Annotated in this window: 20 protein-coding genes; 14 read left to right on the forward strand and 6 right to left on the reverse strand. The window is 61.4% G+C overall.

Annotation, left to right across the window (positions count from 1 at the left end; all coding sequences use genetic code 11):
- The first annotated feature begins 55 nt into the window (after window positions 1–55).
- The 9 genes from B0W55_RS22590 (at window position 56) to B0W55_RS22635 (ending at window position 8,966) form a co-directional block, all read left to right on the forward strand.
- The gene (locus B0W55_RS22590; RefSeq protein ID WP_077048129.1) at window positions 56–985 is read left to right on the forward strand and encodes an electron transfer flavoprotein subunit alpha/FixB family protein; all 930 of its coding nucleotides are present in this window, start codon (window positions 56–58) and stop codon (window positions 983–985) included.
- Window positions 986–1,166: 181 nt separating this feature from the next.
- On the forward strand, window positions 1,167–1,982 hold the full coding sequence (locus tag B0W55_RS22595; RefSeq protein ID WP_077048130.1) for an ABC transporter substrate-binding protein: 816 nt from the start codon (window positions 1,167–1,169) through the stop codon (window positions 1,980–1,982).
- Window positions 1,983–1,991: 9 nt separating this feature from the next.
- The gene (locus tag B0W55_RS22600; protein WP_077048131.1) at window positions 1,992–2,348 is read left to right on the forward strand and encodes a DUF4398 domain-containing protein; all 357 of its coding nucleotides are present in this window, start codon (window positions 1,992–1,994) and stop codon (window positions 2,346–2,348) included.
- Window positions 2,345–3,157 carry an OmpA family protein gene (locus B0W55_RS22605; RefSeq protein ID WP_077048132.1) on the forward strand — a complete coding sequence of 271 codons (813 nt, stop codon included), beginning with the start codon at window positions 2,345–2,347 and terminating at the stop codon, window positions 3,155–3,157. Before B0W55_RS22600 ends, B0W55_RS22605 begins: the two co-directional genes overlap by 4 nt.
- Before the next feature lie 201 nt (window positions 3,158–3,358).
- Window positions 3,359–4,798 (forward strand): PLP-dependent aminotransferase family protein, encoded by a 1,440-nt coding sequence (locus B0W55_RS22610; RefSeq protein WP_077048133.1) that lies wholly within the window; start codon window positions 3,359–3,361, stop codon window positions 4,796–4,798.
- Between the two features lie 99 nt (window positions 4,799–4,897).
- Window positions 4,898–5,380 (forward strand): translation initiation factor 2, encoded by a 483-nt coding sequence (locus tag B0W55_RS22615; protein ID WP_077048147.1) that lies wholly within the window; start codon window positions 4,898–4,900, stop codon window positions 5,378–5,380.
- Window positions 5,381–5,534: 154 nt separating this feature from the next.
- Window positions 5,535–5,789, forward strand: a complete 255-nt coding sequence (locus B0W55_RS22620; RefSeq protein WP_077048134.1) for a YkgJ family cysteine cluster protein — start codon at window positions 5,535–5,537, stop codon at window positions 5,787–5,789.
- A gap of 41 nt (window positions 5,790–5,830) precedes the next feature.
- Window positions 5,831–6,436 (forward strand): START domain-containing protein, encoded by a 606-nt coding sequence (locus tag B0W55_RS22625; protein ID WP_077048135.1) that lies wholly within the window; start codon window positions 5,831–5,833, stop codon window positions 6,434–6,436.
- Window positions 6,437–6,866: 430 nt separating this feature from the next.
- Complete coding sequence (locus B0W55_RS22635; protein ID WP_077048137.1) at window positions 6,867–8,966, forward strand: LTA synthase family protein; 2,100 nt, start codon at window positions 6,867–6,869, stop codon at window positions 8,964–8,966.
- 73 nt (window positions 8,967–9,039) lie between these two features.
- On the opposite strand, the gene B0W55_RS22640 is transcribed toward B0W55_RS22635, so the two are convergent.
- A complete protein-coding gene (locus B0W55_RS22640; RefSeq protein ID WP_170948722.1) occupies window positions 9,040–9,198 on the reverse strand; it encodes a DUF3309 family protein in 159 nt (52 codons plus the stop codon).
- Window positions 9,199–9,477: 279 nt separating this feature from the next.
- Here B0W55_RS22640 and B0W55_RS22645 point away from each other — a divergent pair, with 279 nt between their 5' ends.
- From B0W55_RS22645 to csrA, 3 genes are all read left to right on the forward strand, one after another.
- Window positions 9,478–10,293 carry an SDR family oxidoreductase gene (locus B0W55_RS22645; RefSeq protein ID WP_077048138.1) on the forward strand — a complete coding sequence of 272 codons (816 nt, stop codon included), beginning with the start codon at window positions 9,478–9,480 and terminating at the stop codon, window positions 10,291–10,293.
- Between the two features lie 64 nt (window positions 10,294–10,357).
- Window positions 10,358–10,690 (forward strand): YnfA family protein, encoded by a 333-nt coding sequence (locus B0W55_RS22650; protein ID WP_077048139.1) that lies wholly within the window; start codon window positions 10,358–10,360, stop codon window positions 10,688–10,690.
- Between the two features lie 143 nt (window positions 10,691–10,833).
- Window positions 10,834–11,025 (forward strand): carbon storage regulator CsrA, encoded by a 192-nt coding sequence (gene csrA, locus B0W55_RS22655; RefSeq protein WP_077048140.1) that lies wholly within the window; start codon window positions 10,834–10,836, stop codon window positions 11,023–11,025.
- Here csrA and B0W55_RS22660 read toward each other — a convergent pair.
- The 5 genes from B0W55_RS22660 to mnmC all read right to left on the reverse strand — a co-directional run bounded on the left by B0W55_RS22660 (window position 11,014) and on the right by mnmC (window position 18,471).
- Complete coding sequence (locus tag B0W55_RS22660) at window positions 11,014–11,241, reverse strand: YheU family protein (protein WP_053161819.1); 228 nt, start codon at window positions 11,239–11,241, stop codon at window positions 11,014–11,016. The genes csrA and B0W55_RS22660 overlap by 12 nt on opposite strands.
- A 150-nt stretch (window positions 11,242–11,391) precedes the next feature.
- A complete protein-coding gene (locus B0W55_RS22665; protein WP_077048141.1) occupies window positions 11,392–12,582 on the reverse strand; it encodes an osmoprotectant NAGGN system M42 family peptidase in 1,191 nt (396 codons plus the stop codon).
- 179 nt (window positions 12,583–12,761) lie between these two features.
- Window positions 12,762–14,510, reverse strand: a complete 1,749-nt coding sequence (gene ngg, locus B0W55_RS22670; protein ID WP_077048142.1) for an N-acetylglutaminylglutamine synthetase — start codon at window positions 14,508–14,510, stop codon at window positions 12,762–12,764.
- 3 nt (window positions 14,511–14,513) lie between these two features.
- The gene (locus B0W55_RS22675) at window positions 14,514–16,286 is read right to left on the reverse strand and encodes an N-acetylglutaminylglutamine amidotransferase (protein WP_077048143.1); all 1,773 of its coding nucleotides are present in this window, start codon (window positions 16,284–16,286) and stop codon (window positions 14,514–14,516) included.
- A 202-nt stretch (window positions 16,287–16,488) separates the two neighbouring features.
- A complete protein-coding gene (gene mnmC / locus B0W55_RS22680) occupies window positions 16,489–18,471 on the reverse strand; it encodes a bifunctional tRNA (5-methylaminomethyl-2-thiouridine)(34)-methyltransferase MnmD/FAD-dependent 5-carboxymethylaminomethyl-2-thiouridine(34) oxidoreductase MnmC (protein WP_077048144.1) in 1,983 nt (660 codons plus the stop codon).
- A gap of 224 nt (window positions 18,472–18,695) precedes the next feature.
- Between mnmC and pap the strand changes: the two genes are divergently transcribed.
- On the forward strand, window positions 18,696–20,210 hold the full coding sequence (gene pap / locus B0W55_RS22685; protein ID WP_077048145.1) for a polyphosphate:AMP phosphotransferase: 1,515 nt from the start codon (window positions 18,696–18,698) through the stop codon (window positions 20,208–20,210).
- A gap of 102 nt (window positions 20,211–20,312) precedes the next feature.
- The coding region (locus B0W55_RS22690) for a thiolase family protein (protein ID WP_077048146.1) at window positions 20,313–21,462 on the forward strand (1,150 nt) is incomplete at its 3' end.

A 21,462-nucleotide genomic window follows, 5' to 3' on the forward strand; every position in this document is an offset into this window, starting at 1 on the left:
CAAGTCGGTGGCTGAACTGGTCGAGAAACTGAAAAACGAAGCGAAGGTAATCTAAATGACTATCTTGGTTATTGCTGAACACGACAACAAAGTAGTTGCCCCGGCCACGCTGAACACCGTGGCTGCCGCTGCCAAAATCGGCGGCGACATCCACGTTCTGGTTGCAGGCCAAGGCGCGGGCGCCGTGGCTGAAGCCGCTGCGAAAATCGCTGGCGTGGCTAAAGTACTGGTCGCTGACAACGCCGCCTACGCTCACCAACTGCCAGAAAACATCGCGCCTCTGGTTGCAGAGTTGGGCAAGAGCTACAGCCACATCCTGGCTGCCGCCACCTCCAACGGCAAAAACATCCTGCCACGCGTTGCCGCTGCGCTGGACGTTGACCAGATCTCCGAGATCATCTCGGTGGAAAGCGCCGACACCTTCAAGCGTCCGATCTACGCCGGTAACGCCATCGCTACCGTTCAGTCGAACGCTGCCGTGAAAGTGATCACCGTGCGTGCCACCGGTTTCGACCCGGTTGCCGCTGAAGGCGGTTCCGCTTCGGTTGAAGCCGTTGCTGCTGCTCACGACGCAGGCATCTCCAGCTTCGTCGGCGAAGAACTGGCCAAGTCCGATCGTCCGGAACTGACCGCTGCCAAGATCGTCGTTTCCGGCGGGCGCGGCATGCAGAACGGTGACAACTTCAAACACCTGTACGCCCTGGCCGACAAGCTGGGCGCTGCCGTGGGTGCCTCGCGCGCCGCGGTCGACGCAGGTTTCGTACCCAACGACATGCAGGTCGGTCAGACCGGCAAGATCGTTGCACCACAGCTGTACATCGCCGTCGGTATCTCCGGCGCGATCCAGCACCTGGCCGGCATGAAAGACTCCAAAGTGATCGTTGCGATCAACAAGGACGAAGAAGCGCCGATCTTCCAGGTGGCCGATTACGGCCTGGTGGCGGACTTGTTCGAAGCCATCCCTGAGCTGGAGAAGCTGGTCTAAACCGGCTGCTTCACTTATAAAGAGCCCGGCCTTATGGCCGGGTTTTTTTTGCGCTTTTCCGTAGGAGCGAGCTCGCTCGCGATGGCCGTCAACGATGACGCCGGGGGCCTGGACACGCGCGGTGCATCTGAAACCATCGCGAGCGAGCTCGCTCCTACAGGGACACAACCGGAGTATTGCCATGGACCTGCGATTTGGCTGGATCCTGCTTGGTTTGACGATGTTGCCGGGTTTGACCCATGCAGCAGGCAAATGCGAACGCCTCGTCGTCACCGGCAGCCCGGACGCGCCACCTTATCTGTGGCAAGACCCGCAAAACCCCAAACACCTGATCGGCGCCAGTGCCGACCTGCTCGATCACGTGGCAGGGGAGTTGGGCATCAAGGTCGAACTGCTTTACGCCGGCAAGCGTTCCCAGGCCCTGGAGGAAGTGCGCAGCGGTCGCATGGACTTGCTGGCCGATGCCCCCTTGACCGTCAGCGAACTGGAAACCATGGACTACATCCATCCACCGCTGCTGGAAAACGATTACCTGGTCTGGACGCGCAAGGATTCGTCATTGGTCTACAACGACCTGCAGGACCTGCACGGCCACCCTGGCGCTTTGTCTGAAAAGTCCCGATTGACGGCGCAATTCGCCGGTTTGGCCGAACAGCAATTGACCCTGACGCGTACCGCCAACCTGACCCAGGCCTTTCAGAAGCTGCTGTTGGGCGAGGTGGAATTTGTCCTGGCCGGCCGCTACTCGGGTCTGGCAATGGCGAAAACCCTGGGCATGGCAAACGATCTGGTCGCTCGGGCGCAACCGGTCGACAAGCCTGGTCTGTATCTGGCGATTTCCCACAACTCCGCCTGCAACGATCCGTGGTTGCGCGGACAGCTGGCCAAAAAGATGACAGAATTGCCCGCGTCCGGACTGACGGAGGCTGTACTGCAACGCAATATCGAGCGTTGGAACGCGCAGCAGAAACAACCTGTCAGTGCCCCAAAACAGTAGGGATTTTTAGTGAGTATCCGACCTCTTTTCGCTGCCCTGGCCGTTATGGCTCTGGCGGGTTGTGCAGCCGATCCGGCGCCGAATGAACAAATGCGCCTGACCGCACAGGCACTCGAACAAGCCAAGGCCGTTGGCGCCACGCCCGATGAAGTGCCGGAAATGAAACTGGCCGAAGACAAATACCATCGCGCCCAGGGCAGCATGGCCGGTCAATCCTTCAAGAACGCGCGCATGCGGGCCGAACAGGCCGAACTGGATGCGCGTCTGGCGGAGGCACGGGTCCTGACCCTCAAGAGCGAAGAGCAGTTGAACGTGCTCAACACCCGCATCGCCCGCCTGCGCAAGCAATTGGGAGATGCCCAATGAACCTCGGATCCAAGGTTATCGGCGGGTTGATCCTGGCCGGTTGCGCAAGCCTCTACGGCTGCGCCGGTCAACACAGCGAAGCGGCGTTGCAGCAGGCCGGTGCCGACTTTCAAAAGGTCAAGGAAGACTCCAACGTGTTGCGCATCGCGCCCAAGGACGTGATCCGCGCCGGCGAGTCCCTGGCCCGGGCCGATCGGTTGTCCAGCTACTGGGGCAGCGGTTCTGACGTGGCGCACTACGCTTACCTGAGTCAGCGCTACAGCGAAATCGCCCGCGAGCACACCAATCAGGTGCTCAACGAAGAGCGTGCCGCCAAGCTCGAACTGGAACGCCAGCGCCTGCAACTGGCCCTGCGCGAATCCAAGTTGCTTAGTGTGCAGCAACAGGGCAAGTGGCTCGAAGAGCAGATCGTGGCGATGGCCACCACCCAGACCGACCGTGGTCTGGTCATGACCCTGGGCGATGTGCTGTTCGATACCGGTGAGGCGGAACTGAAAAGCTCGGCCAACCGCGTAGTGCTCAAGATCGTGCAATTCCTGCAACTCAACCCCAAGCGTGTGGTGCGCATCGAAGGCTATGCCGACAGTACCGGCGGCAAGCAGGAAAACCTCAAGCTGTCCCGTGACCGTGCGCAATCGGTGGCGGACGTGCTGACGGACCTGGGCATCGACGACAAGCGCATTCAGGTCGAAGGTTACGGCGACGAATACCCGGTGGACGCCAATGCCTCGGAGCGTGGGCGCGCGCAAAACCGTCGCGTGGAAATTGTGTTTTCCGACGAAAAAGGCCAACTCGGCGCCGCCCGCTAAGGACGGCGTCATTGGAAAACCCGGCCTGCCATGCAGCGCCGGGTTTTTTTATGCCTGCCAAACCCATCGCAAACAGTACAGTTTTTTGCTGACACTGCACTGTATGGTCGACTATTGTGGCAACTGTCCCAGTACACTTCTAAACTGTTCCGGTATCGTTTCGAACAAGAATAAAACGCCTGTGAAATCGAGTGCTGCGTCATGACCAACCTCTTGCTCTACCAACGTATTGCTCAACAACTGGCTGAAGACATCCGCCGCGGCGTCTACCAACCGGGAGAGCGCGTGCCTTCGGTGCGCAAGATGAGCTCGCAGCTCAATGTCAGCCATGCCACGGTCCTGCAGGCCTACGCCAATCTCGAAGACCAGGGGCTGATCCGTGCCCGGCCGCAGTCCGGCTATTACGTCCACCAGACGCCGGCCCTGACCGCACCGACCCCGGACATTGCCCGGGTCGAGCGCCCAGGCCTGGTCACTCGCAGCAGCATCATTCAACAGGTATTGGTCGAATCCCGTCGCGAAGGCGTGTTTCCGCTGGGCGCGGCAGTGCCGAGCGTCGACTATCTGCCGGTGCGGGCGCTGCATCAGCAACTGGCCAAAGTCACCCGTTTCCACAGCCCTCGTGCGTTCAGTTACATGTTCAGTCCCGGTTTCGAGCCGCTGCGCCGCCAGGTGGCGATCCGCATGCGCGATGCCGGGGTGGTGGTCGATCCGTCGGAAGTGGTGATCACCCACGGCTGCGTTGACGCGTTGCAGATGTCCTTGCGCGTGCTGACCCGGCCGGGCGACCTGATCGCTGCCGAATCGCCGACCTATTACGGGTTGCTGCAATTGGCGGATCTGCTGGGGCTCAAAGTCATCGAGATTCCCAGCGATCCCGCCACCGGCATGAGTCTGGAAGCCCTGCAATTGGCGGCCAACCAATGGTCGATCAAGGCCCTGGTGCTGACCACGCGCCTGAGCAATCCACTGGGCGGTACCATGCCCGAAGAGCGGCAGAAACAGTTGCTGCGCCTGGCGTCGGATTTCGACATTCAGATCGTCGAGGACGATATCTACGGCGAACTGATGTTCGAGCAGGGTCGCACCAAGGCGCTCAAGGCCTATGACCGTCTGGACCGGGTGATCTATTGCTCGAGCTTTTCCAAGACCCTGTCGCCTGGGGTGCGGATCGGCTGGATGATCGCCGGCAAGTTCCAGCAGGAAATCCAGCGCTTGCAGACGTTCAGTACCCATTCCGCCTGCAGCGTCACGCAGATGGGGATTGCGGCGTATCTGGAGAATGGCGGCTACGACCGGCATTTGCGCTACATCCGTCAGGAGTACCGCAAGAACCTCAGCGCCTTCCAGTTGGCGGTGCAGCAGTATTTCCCCGAAGGCACGCAAATGACCCGGCCCACCGGCGGTTTCATTCTGTGGGTAAGCCTGCCCGGTCGGGTCAACACCCAAGAGCTGCATGTGCGAGCCTTGCAGCAGGGCATCAGCATCGCGCCGGGGCTGATTTTCAGTAATACCGAGCAGTTCAACCACTGTATTCGGCTTAACTGTGGCACCGCCTGGAACCGGGAGGCCGAGCGTGCCTTGATGACCCTGGGCATGCTGGCCACCCAGCTTTGCCAGGAGACAGCCCTCGGCTTTTGACAGGGCGGGCAGGTTGTTCCTGCCCGTGCTTGTCATGGCGGCTGCAACAGGCGAGCATATGACCCCTCTGTCGTTTGCGCGATGTGCGCCGTTGGGTTCATGAAACCGATTTTTCCTGCCGCCTGGTTATTGATCTGCCTGTTTGTCAGTGCTCAACCGGTCACCGTTCTGGCCGCATCCGCACAAGACAAACCGACGGCCAGCACGCCTGCAAAAAAAACCACGCCCGCCAAAACGGCTCCGGTGAAAAAAACTGCACCGGTCAAGAAGAAGACCGATGTGGTGAAAAAGCGCCCACCGATTGCAGCCAAGTCGAAACCGGCCAGCGAAGTGGTGAAAACCCAGCTGCCGTCGGCCAACCTGGATTTGAGCCTGCCCAAGGACATGGTCGATGAGCTGGACCCGGTCGGCACCGTGCCGCTGCCCCGGCACGAAGCAATATTGCCGCAGATGTTCGGTGACAAGAGCACCCCGTTTCAGCTCAACGGACGCCTGATCAGCAACGAAATGCAATTGCAGCTGCGCAACGAGGAGCGCCGTGAAGTCAAGGGCGCTGCCCTGGAGTTCGAATTCAAGCGGTGATGCTTCTGTTCCCTGGAGCCGCTGGGCAGACGCTTTGTCGGAGACTGCCCGGTCACACCGAAAACCCGCGCCCCGGTAATTTTAAACAACTGTTTTAGCGGTTACTCTGTGCCCCGTCCTTTAACACATCGCCCGTCACGAGGAGCTCGTCGTCATGAAATGCCGTGAAGGCTGTGGCGCCTGTTGTATTGCCCCATCCATCAGTTCGCCCATTCCCGGCATGCCCCAGGGCAAAGCCGCCGGGGAACGTTGCGTGCAATTGTCTGCCGAAAACCTGTGCAGCATTTTCGGCAAGCCCGAGCGCCCGGCGGTCTGTTCGGCGTTCGAGGCGGATGTCGAGGTGTGCGGCAACAGCAGTGAAGACGCCATCCGGTTGATTGGCTGGTGGGAGCAAATGACCGCGGCGTGATGTGTTTGAGCAACGGAACTTCAACAATAAGGAATAAGACTATGGGTTCGCTGCATCGTATGGCTGTGTTGTTGGGTTTGACGGCGGTGTTGGCCACTTCGGTCGCCCAGGCCGAAGACTGGAAAGTGGCCAAGAATGAAGACGGCATCAAGGTGTCCCTGAGTGAAGTGGCCGGTTCCGACTACAAGGCTTATCAGGGCGTCACCCTGATGAAAACCACCATGGCCAAGTTGCGGGCGTTGCAGGAAGACGTGTCGGGCGCCTGTGCCTGGATTCACGAGTGCAAGCTGCAGAAGCTGCTCAAGCACGAAGGCGATCAGAGCTGGACCTACACCCAATTCAATACCCCATGGCCGGTCACCCCCCGTGACTCGGTGCTGCACATCACCACCCTCGAAGGCGCCGATGGCAGCCTGACCCGCAAGCTCGAAGGCGTACCCAAGTACATCCCCGAAGAAAAAGGCTTCGTGCGCGTGGCCAAGGTCGAAGGCTTCTGGAAGTTCGTGCCCAAGGGCGATCAGATTGAAGTGACCTACCAGGTGCACACCGAGCCGGGCGGCAGCGTGCCGTCGATGGTGGCCAACAAGTTCGTGGTGGATGCCCCGTTCAACACCCTGAAAAACCTCAAGGCCCTGGCCGAGAAGTAAATCATCTTGCCATCCACATTCATCGCTGGCAGGCCAGCTCCCACAGGTTTTATGGCTACCACCAAACCTTGTAGGAGCCGAGCTTGCTCGCGATGGTCGTCAACGATGACGCGGGCTGGCTGATGCCCCGCGTTGTCCTGACATTCATCGCGAGCAAGCTCGCTCCTACAGAAACGCACACGACCGGGTCAGCCTGCATTCAGCTCGGAACCTTTATTGTGTTTCCGAATATTCGCTGCACAGAATTTTCACAAAGCCTCCAAGACAATTCGCGCGCGCCGGCATGACCCAACAGTTATCAATGGCAATGCCACGGTTGATCGTGCAACATTTGCGCACCGCGCAACCCCCCGGGCCAGGTATTGGCCAATAGAGGGCAGGGCGCCGCTGTATTTTTGAAACTTCAACTTCCAATGGGTCCTAAAACGACATGGCAATCCCGGACGCCCTGAATCAGCAGCGAGCTTCTAGTCGCCTGCTGCAACCGACCGTCAAATCGCATCTGGCCTACACCTTGTTGTGTGCCCTGGTCATGATGGTCATGTTCAGCCTGCTGCGCCTCGCGCTGCTGGTCTACAACCGCGAGATGATCCTCGACACCCCGGCCTCGACCTTTGTCGAAGCGTTCGCCAACGGCCTGCGTTTCGACCTGCGCCTGGTGGTGTACCTGAGCGTTCCGTTGCTGCTGGCACTGTTCAGTGCCCGGGCCATGGCCGCGCGCGGATTCTTCCGCTTCTGGCTGACGGTAGCCTCCAGCATCGCGCTGTTCCTGGGCCTGATGGAGATGGATTTCTACCGCGAGTTCCACCAGCGCCTCAACGGCCTGGTGTTCCAGTATGTGAAAGAAGACCCGAAAACCGTGATGAGCATGCTCTGGTACGGTTTCCCGGTGGTTCGCTACCTGCTGGCATGGGCCGTGGGCACCTGGATTCTCAGCCTGGCGTTCAAGGGCGCCGACCGCGCCACTCGCCCACGGGGCCCGTTCAGCGGCGGCAGCATCGGCACTCGCCAGGTGGCGCCGTGGTACACCCGCGTTGCGGTGTTCGTGGTCTGCCTGCTGATCTGCGTGGTCGCCGCCCGTGGCACCCTGCGTCAGGGCCCGCCCATGCGTTGGGGTGACGTCTACACCACCGACTCCAACTTCGCCAACCAATTGGGCCTCAACGGCACGCTGTCCCTGATAGCGGCGGCGAAAAGCCGCATGTCCGAAGATCGCGACAACATCTGGAAAGCGACCCTGCCGCAACCGATGGCACAGCAGACCGTACGCGACATGCTGGTGATGAAGGACGACAAACTGGTGGATGGCGAGACTGCCGCCGTGCGTCGCGACTACACACCACCGGCCGACAAGACCCTGCCGATCAAGAACGTGGTCGTGATCCTGATGGAAAGCATGGCCGGTCACTCGGTCGGTGCGCTGGGCGGGCCGGGCAACATCACGCCGTACCTGGACAAACTGTCCCAGGAGGGCCTGCTGTTCGACCGCTTCTTCTCCAACGGCACCCACACCCACCAGGGCATGTTCGCCACCATGGCGTGCTTCCCGAACCTGCCGGGCTTCGAATACCTGATGCAGACCCCGGAAGGCAGCCACAAACTGTCCGGCCTGCCGCAGCTGCTCAGCGCCCGCAACTACGACGACGTCTACGTCTACAACGGCGACTTCGCCTGGGACAACCAGTCGGGCTTCTTCAGCAACCAGGGCATGACCAACTTCGTCGGCCGTAACGACTTCGTCAACCCGGTGTTCTCCGACCCGACCTGGGGCGTGTCCGACCAGGACATGTTCACCCGTGGCCTGGAAGAGTTGAAAGCCCGCGACGGCAAGGACAAGAAACCTTTCTATGCCTTGCTGCAAACCCTGTCCAACCACACGCCATACGCCTTGCCGACACCATTGCCGGTCGAGCGCGTGACCGATCGCGGCAGCCTCAACGAGCACCTGACCGCCATGCGTTACGCGGACTGGGCGCTGGGTCAGTTCTTCGAACAGGCCCGCAAGGAGCCGTACTTCAAGGAAACCCTGTTCGTCATCGTCGGCGACCACGGCTTCGGCAACGAGCGCCAGATCACCGAAATGGACCTGGGACGTTTCAACGTGCCGATGCTGATGATCGCACCGGGCATTCAAGAAAAGTTCGGCAAGCTTGACCACACCGTCGGCACCCAGGTCGACATCGTGCCGACCATCATGGGGCGGATCGGTGGCGAAGTGCGTCACCAGTGCTGGGGCCGCGACCTGCTGAACCTGCCGGAGGGCGATACCGGCTTCGGCGTGATCAAGCCTTCGGGCAGCGAGCAGACCACCGCCATCATCACGGCTGACCAGATTCTGGTGTTGCCCAAGGACAAGGACATGGAGCCGAAGATGTACGCTTACGAACTCGGGGCCAATCCGCACGCCGAAGTGATTCCCAATGCGCCGCGTACCGCCGAGATGAGAACCAGGCTGGAATCGTTCCTGCAAACGGCAACCAAAAGCCTGCTCGATAACACCGCTGGTGTAGTCGATGGCAAGCCGGACTAACAGGCTCGGCTAAACAACACGCAATAAAAAAGAGGCCCTTGAAAAAGGGCCTCTTTTTTTGCCGGTCAGATCTTCATATCTTTCCGAGTAACAACAGGATCAGTATCACCACCAACACCACGCCGATGATACCGGACGGGCCATAACCCCAACTTCTGGAGTGCGGGAAGACCGGTAAACCACCGATCAGTAACAAGATCAGAATGATGAGTAGAATTGTGCCCATGTCTATTTCCTTGCTGTAAGTATTCAGGAATGACCCAGTGTTTAATGGTCAGCGGGAATGCTATTAATTCGAGCTGCTTAACTAGTCCGACTATCGTGCATCGAAGAAAATTCCAAGTTTTTTTAATGTTTTTCGAACACTGGCTTATTTCGATTTCACCGCGGTTAGTTAGGGGCGACGCGCTGGCGGTTTGCCTGGGCCATTCAGCAATCTGATGGAGCGTGGGTCGGGCTGCCGCCTTCGCTACACTCGACGCATCTTCCCCGGAACAACAAGGCTGTCTCTATGCAAAATCGCATGATGATCACTGGTGCGGGCTCCGGCCTGGGTCGCGAAATCGCGTTGCGCTGGGCGCGCGAAGGCTGGCAGCTGGCCTTGTCCGACGTCAGCGAGCCGGGCCTGCAGGAAACCCTGAGATTAGTGCGCGAAGCCGGCGGCGACGGTTTCATCCAGCGCTGCGACGTGCGCGATTACAGCCAACTGACCGCCTTCGCCCAGGCCTGCGAAGTGAAACTGGGCGGCATCGACGTGATCGTCAACAACGCCGGTGTGGCCTCCGGCGGCTTCTTCAGCGAGCTGTCATTGGAGGACTGGGACTGGCAGATCGCAATCAACCTGATGGGGGTCGTCAAAGGCTGCAAGGCGTTCCTGCCGCTGCTGGAAAAGAGCAAGGGCAAGATCATCAACATCGCCTCCATGGCGGCGCTGATGCAAGGCCCGGCCATGAGCAACTACAACGTGGCCAAGGCCGGTGTGGTGGCGTTGTCGGAAAGTCTGCTGATTGAACTGGCGCACCAGGAAGTGGGCGTGCATGTGGTGTGCCCGTCGTTCTTCCAGACCAACCTGCTCGATTCGTTCCGCGGCCCGACCCCGGCCATGAAAGCCCAGGTCGGCAAGTTGCTGGAAAGCTCGCCGATCAGCGCCGCGGACATTGCCGACTACATCTACCAGCAGGTGGCTGCCGGCGAGTTCATGATCCTGCCCCACGAACAGGGCCGCATGGCCTGGGCCCTGAAACAGAAGAACCCGCAATTGCTGTACAACGAAATGACCCTCATGGCCGACAAGATGCGCGCCAAGGCCAAACAAAACGCGGGCTGAACTTGCCGCTGATCCACAGCCTCGTTAGGGTGGCCGCCATCGGCCATCCCAACGAGACACGCCCATGCTCAATTACCTGTGGTTCTTCCTCGCCGCGCTGTTTGAAATCGCCGGTTGTTTTGCGTTCTGGATGTGGCTGCGCCAAGGCAAAAGCGTCTGGTGGGTGGTGCCGGCACTGCTCAGCCTGACCTTGTTCGCCCTGTTGCTGACCCGCATCGAAGCCACTTACGCCGGGCGCGCCTATGCCGCTTACGGCGGTATCTACATCGTGGCGTCGATTGGCTGGCTGGCGGTGGTCGAGCGGGTACGTCCGCTGGGCTCGGACTGGATCGGTGTGGCGCTGTGCGTGATCGGGGCCAGCATCATCCTGTTCGGCCCGCGTTTGTCCGCGTCCTGAAGGATCGGTCCTGCATTGTCGGACGTTTCCTTCAGGTGAGCGGGCCTTGGGCTGTCAGGCATGTCTGGATTACCGCCGTTGCCTTGTGGCGCCGAACCGTGGGGGGCATCTTCAAGGTCCGGTAACCTCGAAGGGCAAAGGCCATGCTAGTACTCAGCCGCGTTGTGGGCGAAATGATTTCAATCGGCGATGACATTTCCATACGCGTCGTCGCCGTCGACGGCAACAACGTGCGCTTCGGTATCGAAGCGCCACGCAGCATCAATGTGCACCGCGCCGAGATCTACGAGCGGATCAAGAAAAAACTGCCGAAAAAGAAAAAGTCAGTCGAATAAATGCTTGGGCACGTCGTGCTTGAGCATCAACTGGCACTGCTCGCTTTCCGGATCGAAGACGATCAGTGCCTGGCCCTTGGTCAAGGCCTGACGCACCCGCAGCACGCGGGTTTGCAGCGGCGTGTCGTCGCCGTTGTCGGTACCGTCGCGGGTCACGAAATCTTCGATCAGGCGGGTCAGGGTGTCGACTTCAAGTTGGTCGTGGGGAATCAGCATAAGCACCTCGGGTAAACAATGACGGGATGCTACGGCGGATAGGAACGCACCACCAGTGGGAGCTGCCGAAGGCTGCGATTTTTTGATCTTTGGCGCTGGCCGCAACATTGTTCATCAAAAGATCGCAGCCTTGGGCAGCTCCCGCTGGCCCTAGCTATCGTTGCGCTGCCCCACCAGGCTATCCACCGGCGGCACCCGGGTATCGCTTTCCATCTGGGTGTCGTGTTCGATCTGGTGGCTGAACCGGTCCAGTGAACCCTGGGCCGGTTGCGCGTCGCTGGCGAACACTGGCGGGCTGAGGATGTAGGCGCCGAGCAGTCGGCTGAGGGCGGCGAGGCTGTCGATGTGGGTGCGTTCATAGCCGTGGGTCGCGTCGCAGCCGAAGGCGAGCAGGGCGGTGCGGATGTCATGGCCGGCGGTCACCGCCGAATGGGCATCGCTGAAGTAGTAGCGGAACAGATCGCGACGCACCGGCAATTCGTTGTCGCTGGCCAGTCGCAACAGGTGCCGCGACAGGTGATAGTCATAGGGCCCGCCGGAATCCTGCATCGCGACGCTCACCGCGTGTTCACTGGAGTGCTGGCCGGGGGCGACCGGGGCGATGTCGATGCCGACGAATTCGCTCACGTCCCAAGGCAATGCCGCCGCCGCGCCGCTGCCGGTTTCCTCGGTGATGGTGAACAGCGGGTGACAGTCGATCTGCAACTCCTGGCCGCTGTCGACGATGGCTTTCAGCGCCGCCAGCAGGGCCGCGACGCCGGCCTTGTCGTCCAGGTGACGAGCACTGATGTGGCCGCTGTCGGTGAACTCCGGCAGCGGGTCGAAGGCCACGAAGTCGCCGACGCTGATCCCCAGGGAGTCGCAATCGGCCCGTGTGGCGCAGTAGGCGTCCAGGCGCAATTCGATGTGATCCCAACTGATCGGCATCTCATCCACAGCCGTGTTGAACGCGTGCCCGGAGGCCATCAGCGGCAACACGCTGCCACGGATCACGCCGTTATCGGTGAACAGGCTGACCCGGCTGCCCTCGGCGAAACGGCTGGACCAGCAGCCGACGGGGGCGAGGGTCAGGCGGCCATTGTCCTTCACTGCGCGCACGGCGGCGCCAATGGTGTCCAGGTGTGCGGAAACGGCGCGGTCGGGGCTGTTCTTCTTGCCCTTGAGCGTGGCGCGGATGGTCCCGCGCCGGGTCATCTCGAATGGAATGCCCAACTCTTCCAGACGCTCGGCGACATAGCGCACGATGGTGTCGGTAAAACCGGTGGGGCTGGGAATGGCGAGCATTTCCAGCAGGACTTTCTGCAGATAGGTCAGGTCTGGTTCCGGGTATTTGATGGTCATGGAAACTCCTGATGGGTTGAACGCGTGAATCTTCGTTGTCTGCTCGACCGCCTTCGCGAGCAAGCCCGCTCCCACAGGGGGCGCGGTCGAATGTGAGAGCAAGCCCGCTCCCACAGGGGGGCGCGGTCAAATGTGGGAGCGGGCTTGCTCGCGAAGAGGCCAGTGCAGGCACTGCATAATCAAACGCCCACCGCCTGACTCAGCGGAAACAACAAATCCACAAACCGCTCCGCCGTCGGCTGTGGTTCATGGTTGGCCAGGCCGGCGCGCTCGTTGGCTTCAATAAACACATATTCCGGTTGATCGGCGGCCGTCACCATCAGGTCGAGCCCGACCATGGGAATGTCCAGCGCCCGCGCCGCACGCACCGCCGCATCCACCAGGGTCGGGTGCAGGATCGCGGTGACGTCCTCCAGAATCCCGCCGGTGTGCAGGTTGGCCGTACGCCGTACGAACAGGTGCTCGCCCGCCGGCAAAATGCTGCTGTAGTCATACCCGGCGTCCTGCAGCGTACGCTGGGTCTCGTGGTCCAGCGGGATCTTGCTCTCGCCACTGGTGGCCGCCTGGCGACGCCGACTCTGTGCTTCGATCAGCGCACCGATCGAATGCTGCCCATCACCGATCACCTCCGCCGGTCGACGGATCGCGGCCGCGACCACTTCAAAACCGATCACCACAATCCGCAGGTCGAGGCCTTCGTGAAAGCTCTCCAGCAACACCCGGCTGTCGAACTGCCGGGCCGCTTCGATGGCTTGCTGAACCTCTTCGATGGTCTGTAAATCCACCGCCACGCCCTGACCCTGTTCACCATCGAGCGGCTTGACCACCACCCGTTGGTGCTCGTCGAGAAACGCCAGGTTGTCATCGGCATTGCCCGCCAACTGCTGCGCGGGCAAGTTCAGGCCAGCGGCTCTCAGCGTTTTGTGAGTCAGGCTCTTGTCCTGGCACAGGGTCATGCTGACCGCGCTGGTCAGGTCACTCAAGGATTCGCGGCAGCGAACGCGGCGTCCGCCGTGGCTCAAGGTGAACATCCCGGCATCGGCGTCGTCCACCTGCACGTCAATGCCACGGCGCAACGCTTCTTCGACGATGATCCGCGCGTAGGGATTGAACTCCGCTTCGGGGCCGGGGCCGAGAAACAGCGGTTGATTGATGCCGTTCTTGCGCTTGATGGCGAAGGTCGAGAGGTTGCGAAAACCGAGCTTGGCGTAAAGGCTCTTCGCCTGACGGTTGTCGTGCAACACCGACAGGTCAAGGTAGCTCAACCCGCGGCTCATGAAGTGCTCCACCAGATGCCGCACCAGCACTTCGCCGACACCTGGCCGCGAACAGTGCGGGTCCACCGCCAGGCACCACAGGCTGCTGCCGTTTTCCGGATCGTTGAACGCCTTGCGATGATTGAGACCCATGACGCTGCCGATCACCGCGCCGCTGTCCTCGTCCTCGGCCAGCCAGTACACCGGGCCGCCCAGGTGACGCGGCGTCAGTAATGTGGCATCGATCGGCAGCATGCCGCGGGCCAGGTACAACTGATTGATTGCCTGCCAGTCCGCCTCGCTTTGCGCGCGCCGAATGCGAAAGCCGCGAAACACCCGGGTGGCCTGGCGATAATCGCTGAACCACAGGCGCAGGGTGTCGGACGGGTCGAGAAACAACTGGGTCGGCTCCAGCCCCAGCACTTGCTGGGGCGCGGCGACGTACAGTGCAATGTCGCGCTCGCCCGGCTGCTCGTTGAGCAATTCCCGGGCAAGGCAGGCCGCATCGGAAAACGTATGGCCGATCAGCAACCGGCCCCAGCCGCAATGCACCGCGATCGGTGCCGCGCCCAGTTCGCTGCCGTCTTCGGCCAGGCGCGCCTGCAAGCGTTCGTAAGAAGGCGTCTGACCGCGCAACAGGCGTTGGCTGATGGCCGTAGCGTGAGGTTTCATCAATCAGATTCCTTGTTCACTGAGCCACAGGTTCAGGGCTGCCAGTTGCCACAGTTTGGAGCCGCGCAGGGGCGTCAACTGGCCTTGTGGATCGGTCAACAGTCGGTCGAGCATGGCCGGGTTGAACAGGCCGCGATCCTGGCTTGGGTCGAGCAACAGTTCGCGCACCCAGTTCAGGGTGTCGCCCTGCAAATGCTTGAGGCCTGGCACCGGGAAGTAACCTTTCTTGCGATCGATCACTTCACTCGGGATCACCAGCCGCGCTGCTTCCTTGAGCACCTGCTTGCCGCCATCGGGCAACTTGAACCGGCCCGGCACCCGGGCCGAGAGTTCCACCAGGCGGTAGTCGAGAAACGGCGTGCGCGCTTCCAGGCCCCAGGCCATGGTCATGTTGTCCACGCGTTTGACCGGGTCGTCCACCAGCATCACTGTGCTGTCCAGACGCAGCGCCTTGTCCACCGCAGCGTCCGCACCGGGCTGTGCGAAATGTTCCTTCACGAAGTCACCGGCGGCGTCATTCGCCGTCAGCCATCTCGGCTGCACGGTGGCGGCGTAGTCCTCGTAGCTGCGATCGAAGAATGCTTCGCGATAGGCCGCATAGGGATCACTGGCGCCGTCGACCTGCGGGTACCAGTGATAACCGGCGAACAGCTCATCCGCGCCCTGGCCGCTCTGCACCACTTTGCAGTGCTTGGCCACTTCGCGGGACAACAGATAGAAGGCGATGCAGTCGTGGCTGACCATCGGCTCGCTCATGGCGCGGAATGCTGCCGGCAGTTGCTCGATGATCTCTTTTTCGTCGATGCGCAGTTGATGGTGGTGGGTGCCGTAATGCTTGGCGATCAGGTCCGAGTACTGGAACTCGTCACCGCGCTCGCCACCGGCGTCCTGGAAACCAATGGAAAAGGTCGACAGGTTTTCCACGCCCACTTCACGCAACAGGCCCACCAGCATGCTCGAATCGACACCGCCGGACAGCAGCACACCGACATCGACTGCTGCACGCTGACGAATCGCCACCGCGTCGCGGGTGCTGTCGAGCACGCGGTCGCGCCAGTCTTCGAGGGTCAGGTTCAGTTCATCGTCATGGGGGCCGTAGGGCAAAGTCCACCAGGTTTTCTGCTCGGTGCGGCCGTCGGCCTCGATGCGCATCCAGGTGGCCGGCGGCAGTTTTTCAACGCCCGCCAGCAAGGTGCGCGGCGCCGGGACCACGGCGTGGAAATTCAGGTAATGGTTGAGCGCCACCGGATCGAGGATCGGGTTGATGTCACCGCCCTTGAGCAACGCCGGCAGCGATGAGGCAAAACGCAGGCGCTGGCCGGTGCGCGACAGGTACAAGGGTTTGACGCCCAGACGGTCGCGGGCGATGAACAGGGTTTGCGTATCGCGCTGCCAGATGGCGAAGGCGAACATGCCATTGAGCTTGGGCAGCAGCGCTTCGCCCCAGGCATGAAAGCCCTTGAGCAGCACTTCGGTGTCACCGCCGGAATAAAAGGCGTAGCCGAGGCTTTCCAGTTCGGCGCGCAGTTCCGGGAAGTTATAGATAGCGCCATTGAACGCCAGCGCCAGGCCCAGTTGATGATCGATCATCGGCTGCGCCGAGCTGTCGGACAGGTCCATGATCTTCAGGCGTCGATGGCCCAGGGCGATCGGCCCCTGGCTGTGGAAACCCCAGGCATCGGGGCCACGGGGCGCCAGGTGATGGGTGATTTTTTCAACGGCTGCAAGGTCTGCAGGTTGATTGTCAAAACGTAACTCGCCAGCTAATCCGCACATATATTCCTTACCGGTTTTTCCGTTGGGGAGGGCAATCGATCCCGCGCCAAAATGGCGGGTACTCAGAAACTGACCCGCACAGATTTCAGGAGTTTTATATCGATAAGTAATAAGCGGACGAAGTCGGACGGACGGCCAACGCGGATTTGTGCACAAACTGCAGCGGTTTGCTCAGGGGCAGCGCGCCCCTGACGGCCGTGTTTTAAGCCTTGCCTCGGATCAATCGGCGCAAGGCAAAGCGGTTCGGGTGACAGGCCTCGGCCACGGCCCTGGGCAGTGGCAGGGGTTCGTCATCGAGCCAGGCGGCCAGCAACTCGCCGGACAGCGGCGCGGTGATCAGCCCGCGGGAGCCGTGACCGCTGTTGACATACAGGCCGTCCAGCCATGGGCACGGGATGTCGGGCACCTGCCGAGCATCCTTGCTCAGGGCGCTGTAGGCCTCGGCGAACCGCTCTGCGTCGGCCAGCGGGCCGACAATCGGCAGGTAATCCGGGCTGGTGCAGCGAAAGGCTGCTCGGCCTTCGAGGCCATCCGGTTGCAAGGCATCGGCGCCCAGCCGAGCGACCAGATCAGGGGAAATCTCTTCGAGCATCTGCAGGTTGCCGGCGTGTTCCGCGGCGGTCGGCGTCAGGTCGTCGTTGTTGAAATCGAAGCTGGCACCGAGGGTGTGCTCACCCAGGCGTGCCGGCGCGACATAGCCTTCGGCGCACACCACGGTGCTCAGGGCCAGGCTTTGTGCGGTCTGGGAAAGTCGGGTGATCTGCCCGCGAATGCGTTTGAGCGGCAGCTCGCTGCTGCAGGGGAATCGCTTGATCTCGGCAGCGCCGGCCAACACCACCACCGGTGCCTGGGCCAACAGGCTGTCGCCATCCCAGGCTTGCCACTGGCCTTCGGCTCGGCGCAGTTGCAGCACGTCATGGTGCGTCAGGATGCGGACACCGGGGTGCGCCGCCTGCCATTGGCACAATGCCGGTGGATGCACCCAGCCGCCCTCGGGGTAAAACAGGCCACCCGATTGCAGTGCGATGCCAGCCCGCGCCTCGGCAGCTTCTTTATCGAGTGTGTGCAGTAAATCTTCAGCAAAGGCTTGGGCCAACTGCGCCTGACGTTCGGTTTCCTTGGCATTGAACGCCAGTTGCAGCACGCCGCAATCGGCCCAGTCGACGCCCCGTTGCAAGTGTTCCAGCAAGCGTCGGGTGTAGCCGAAACCGCTGACGATCAATTGCGACAGGGCCGTGCCATGGGCCGATAGCTTCAGATAAAGCACACCCTGGGGATTGCCCGACGCTTCCTGTGCCAGTGCCTCGTGACGCTCCAGCAGACTGACCTGCCAACCCCGGGCCGCCAGGCTGGCGGCGGTCGCGCAACCGGCCAGGCCTGCGCCAATCACCAGCGCCCGACGTTCACCGGTCAGTGCAGCCGGGCGGGCAAACCAGGGTTTGGCCACCACGGGCGCCGGGGTGTCGGCGGGCCAGCCGAGGAAGACGCCGCGCAGGATCTCCCATTTGTGGCCGATGCCTGGCGTGCGCTTCATCTTGAAACCGGCGGCGTTCAGCAGTCGGCGCACCCAACCGGTGCTGGTAAAGGTGCTGATGGTCGAGTCAGGCGCCGCCAGCCTTGCGAGTTCGGCAAACAGCTCGGCGGTCCACATGTCCGGGTTTTTTGCCGGGGCGAAGCCGTCGAGAAACCAGGCGTCGATCTTCGCGTCCAGTTGTGGCAGTTGCTCCAGGGCATCGCCGATCAACAGGGTCAGGGTCACCCGGCCGTTGTCCAGCACCAGGCGCTGGAAACCCTGATGGATCGCCACGTACTGGGTCAACAATTGATCGGCGAGCGGCTTGAGTTCCGGCCACAGCGCCAGGGCGCGTGTGAGGTCCGCCGGGCTCAGCGGGTACTTTTCCACACTGACGAAATGCAGCCGTGTGCCAGGTGCGGCATGTTGCGCGAACACCTGCCAGGCGCAGAGAAAATTAAGCCCCGTACCGAAGCCCGTCTCGCCGATGACGAATCGACCGCCCGCCGGCAGCGCAGCAAAGCGCTCGGCCAGACGGTTCTGTTCGATGAACACATAGCGCGTTTCGTCCAGCCCCGACTGATCGGAGAAATACACATCGTCGAACACTCGCGAATACGGGCGACCTTGGTCGTCCCAGTCGAGCTGGGCGTGGGGCAGTACAGGGTTCATGGCAGGCTCGGCAACGGCAAGGGGCGCATTCTAGCCGATCCCCCGGCCCCCTGTAGGAGCGAGCTCGCTCGCGATGGACGTCAACGATAACCCGGGATGCCTGAATGCCCGCGCCGCCCTTGAGTTCATCGCGAGCGAGCTCGCTCCTACAAGGGGCGGGGAATTTTCTGCGATCAACCGAGCCCAATCCGCTAGTCTTGCTCACATCTGGAAGGGAGCCCTCCATGTTCGAATCCGCCGAAATCGATCACACCCTCGACAAAGAAACCTACGACGCCGAAGAGCCGGCCCTGCGCGAAGCCCTGCTGGAGGCGCAGTTCGAACTGCAGCAGCAGAAGCGTTTCCCGGTGATCATCCTGATCAACGGCATCGAAGGCGCCGGCAAGGGCGAGACCGTCAAGCTGCTCAACGAATGGATGGACCCGCGCTTGATCGAAGTGCGCACCTTCGACCAGCAAACCGATGAGGAACTGGCGCGCCCACCGGCCTGGCGCTATTGGCGGATGCTGCCGGCGAAGGGGCGCATGGGGGTTTTTTTCGGCAACTGGTACAGCCAGATGCTGCAGGACAGGGTGCATGGCAAGATAAAAGACCCGCGGCTGGATCAGGCGATCAACGCCGCCGAGCGTCTGGAAAGCATGCTGTGCGATGAAGGCGCGCTGATCTTCAAGTTCTGGTTCCACCTCTCCAAAAAACAAATGAAGGCACGCCTCAAGGCGTTGGCCGACGACCCTCTGCACAGCTGGCGCATCAGCCCGCTGGACTGGCAGCAATCGCATACCTACGACAAGTTCGTGAAGTACGGCGAACGCATCCTGCGTCGCACCAGTCGCGACTATGCACCCTGGCATGTGATCGCCGGCGCCGATCCGCACTACCGCAGCCTGGTGGTGGGCAAGATTCTGCTCGAAGGCCTGCAGAACGCCCTCAAGCGGCCGAAGATTCACCCGGAAAAAGTCAGCGCCGCGCCGGTGATGCCCAGCGTCGATCAAGTGAACCTGCTCGACAGCCTCGACCTCACCTTGCGTCTGGAAAAGGCTGATTACGAAGAGCAGTTGATCACCGAGCAGGCGCGGTTCTCCGGCCTGATGCGCGACAAACGCATGCGTCGCCACGCCTTGATCGCCGTGTTCGAGGGCAACGATGCGGCGGGCAAGGGCGGGGCGATCCGTCGGGTGGCCGCTGCGCTGGACCCGCGTCAGTACAGCATCGTGCCGATTGCCGCGCCCACTGAAGAGGAACGGGCGCAGCCGTATCTGTGGCGGTTCTGGCGGCATATTCCGGCCCGGGGCAAATTCACCGTGTTCGATCGCTCCTGGTATGGCCGGGTCCTGGTGGAGCGCGTCGAAGGGTTCTGCAGCCCGGCGGACTGGTTGCGCGCCTACAGTGAGATCAACGACTTCGAAGAGCAGATCGCCGACGCAGGGGTCATCGTGGTCAAGTTCTGGCTGTCCATCGACAAGCAGACACAACTGGAGCGCTTCCAGTCCCGCGAAGAAATTCCCTTCAAACGCTTCAAAATCACCGAGGATGATTGGCGCAATCGCGAAAAATGGGACGACTACCGCGCCGCCGTCGGCGACATGGTCGACCGCACCAGCACCGAAATCTCGCCCTGGACCCTGGTGGAGGCCAATGACAAGCGCTGGGCTCGGGTCAAGGTCTTGCGCACCATCAATCAGGCGCTTGAACAAGCGTTCGAGAAATCCGACAGGCACGAGAAGAAAAACAAGAAGTGAGGCGATGGCTGCGCATACGCGAGGTGAATGATTGTCGCAGTGGGTAATTGGGTGGGCTTATCCTCGGGGCACACTCAACCGATAACAACAATGAGGTATGCCATGCGTGAAGTGGTGATCGTCGACAGCGTGCGGACCGGCCTGGCCAAATCCTTTCGCGGCAAATTCAACCAGACCCGTCCGGACGACATGGCCGCGCACTGCGTCAACGCCTTGCTGGCACGCACCGGCATCGACCCGGCCAGTGTCGAGGACTGCATCGTGGGCGCGGCGTCCAACGAAGGCGCCCAGGGCTTCAACATCGGTCGCAACGTCGCGGTGCTGTCGAAACTGGGCACCGGCGTCGCGGGCATGACCCTCAATCGTTTCTGTTCTTCGGGGTTGCAGGCGATCGCCATTGCCGCCAACCAGATCGCGTCGGGTTGCAGCGACATCATCGTTGCCGGGGGTGTCGAGTCCGTCAGCCTGACCATGAAAAGCGTCAACACCGACAACCTGATCAACCCGTTGCTCAAGGAGCAGGTGCCGGGCATCTACTTCCCCATGGGCCAGACCGCCGAAGTGGTCGCCCGTCGTTACAACGTCAGCCGCCAGGAACAGGACCTGTATTCGCTGCAAAGCCAGCAACGTACCGCCCACGCACAGGCTGCGGGGCTGTTCGACGATGAAATCGTGCCGATGGCCGTGAAGTACCGTGTCGACGACAAGGTGACGGGCGAGGTAAAGATTCTCGATGGCATCGTCGATCGCGACGACTGCAACCGTCCGGACACCACCCTGGAAAGCCTGGCGGGTTTGAAACCGGTCTTCGCCGAAGACGGTTCGGTCACGGCGGGCAACTCATCGCAGTTGTCTGACGGTGCGTCCATGACCCTGGTGATGAGCCTGGAAAAAGCTCTTGAACTGGGGCTCAAACCCAAAGCCTTCTTCCGTGGTTTCACCGTGGCCGGTTGCGCGCCAGATGAAATGGGCATCGGCCCGGTGTTCTCCGTACCGAAACTGCTCAAGGCCAAGGGTTTGCAGATTGCCGACATCGACCTGTGGGAGCTCAACGAGGCGTTTGCCTCGCAGTGCCTGTATGCGCGCAATCGGCTGGAAATCGACAACGACAAGTACAACGTCAACGGCGGCTCGATTTCCATCGGTCACCCGTTCGGCATGACCGGGTCGCGTCAGGTCGGGCATATCGTGCGTGAGTTGCAGCGGCGCAATCTGCGTTACGGCATCGTGACCATGTGCGTGGGGGGCGGGA

This window comes from Pseudomonas sp. KK4 (assembly GCF_001984065.1).
Classification (GTDB): Bacteria; Pseudomonadota; Gammaproteobacteria; order Pseudomonadales; family Pseudomonadaceae; genus Aquipseudomonas.

Coding starts and splice junctions, on each gene's coding strand:
- pap (WP_077048145.1), top strand. CDS start 18,696: ATGTTCGAATCCGCCGAAATCGATCACACCCTCGACAAAGAAACCTAC.
- B0W55_RS22610 (WP_077048133.1), top strand. CDS start 3,359: ATGACCAACCTCTTGCTCTACCAACGTATTGCTCAACAACTGGCTGAA.
- B0W55_RS22595 (WP_077048130.1), top strand. CDS start 1,167: ATGGACCTGCGATTTGGCTGGATCCTGCTTGGTTTGACGATGTTGCCG.
- ngg (WP_077048142.1), bottom strand. CDS start 14,510: ATGAAACCTCACGCTACGGCCATCAGCCAACGCCTGTTGCGCGGTCAG.
- csrA (WP_077048140.1), top strand. CDS start 10,834: ATGCTAGTACTCAGCCGCGTTGTGGGCGAAATGATTTCAATCGGCGAT.
- B0W55_RS22615 (WP_077048147.1), top strand. CDS start 4,898: ATGAAACCGATTTTTCCTGCCGCCTGGTTATTGATCTGCCTGTTTGTC.
- B0W55_RS22660 (WP_053161819.1), bottom strand. CDS start 11,241: ATGCTGATTCCCCACGACCAACTTGAAGTCGACACCCTGACCCGCCTG.
- B0W55_RS22665 (WP_077048141.1), bottom strand. CDS start 12,582: ATGACCATCAAATACCCGGAACCAGACCTGACCTATCTGCAGAAAGTC.
- B0W55_RS22625 (WP_077048135.1), top strand. CDS start 5,831: ATGGGTTCGCTGCATCGTATGGCTGTGTTGTTGGGTTTGACGGCGGTG.
- B0W55_RS22590 (WP_077048129.1), top strand. CDS start 56: ATGACTATCTTGGTTATTGCTGAACACGACAACAAAGTAGTTGCCCCG.
- B0W55_RS22675 (WP_077048143.1), bottom strand. CDS start 16,286: ATGTGCGGATTAGCTGGCGAGTTACGTTTTGACAATCAACCTGCAGAC.
- mnmC (WP_077048144.1), bottom strand. CDS start 18,471: ATGAACCCTGTACTGCCCCACGCCCAGCTCGACTGGGACGACCAAGGT.
- B0W55_RS22635 (WP_077048137.1), top strand. CDS start 6,867: ATGGCAATCCCGGACGCCCTGAATCAGCAGCGAGCTTCTAGTCGCCTG.
- B0W55_RS22620 (WP_077048134.1), top strand. CDS start 5,535: ATGAAATGCCGTGAAGGCTGTGGCGCCTGTTGTATTGCCCCATCCATC.
- B0W55_RS22645 (WP_077048138.1), top strand. CDS start 9,478: ATGCAAAATCGCATGATGATCACTGGTGCGGGCTCCGGCCTGGGTCGC.
- B0W55_RS22605 (WP_077048132.1), top strand. CDS start 2,345: ATGAACCTCGGATCCAAGGTTATCGGCGGGTTGATCCTGGCCGGTTGC.
- B0W55_RS22650 (WP_077048139.1), top strand. CDS start 10,358: ATGCTCAATTACCTGTGGTTCTTCCTCGCCGCGCTGTTTGAAATCGCC.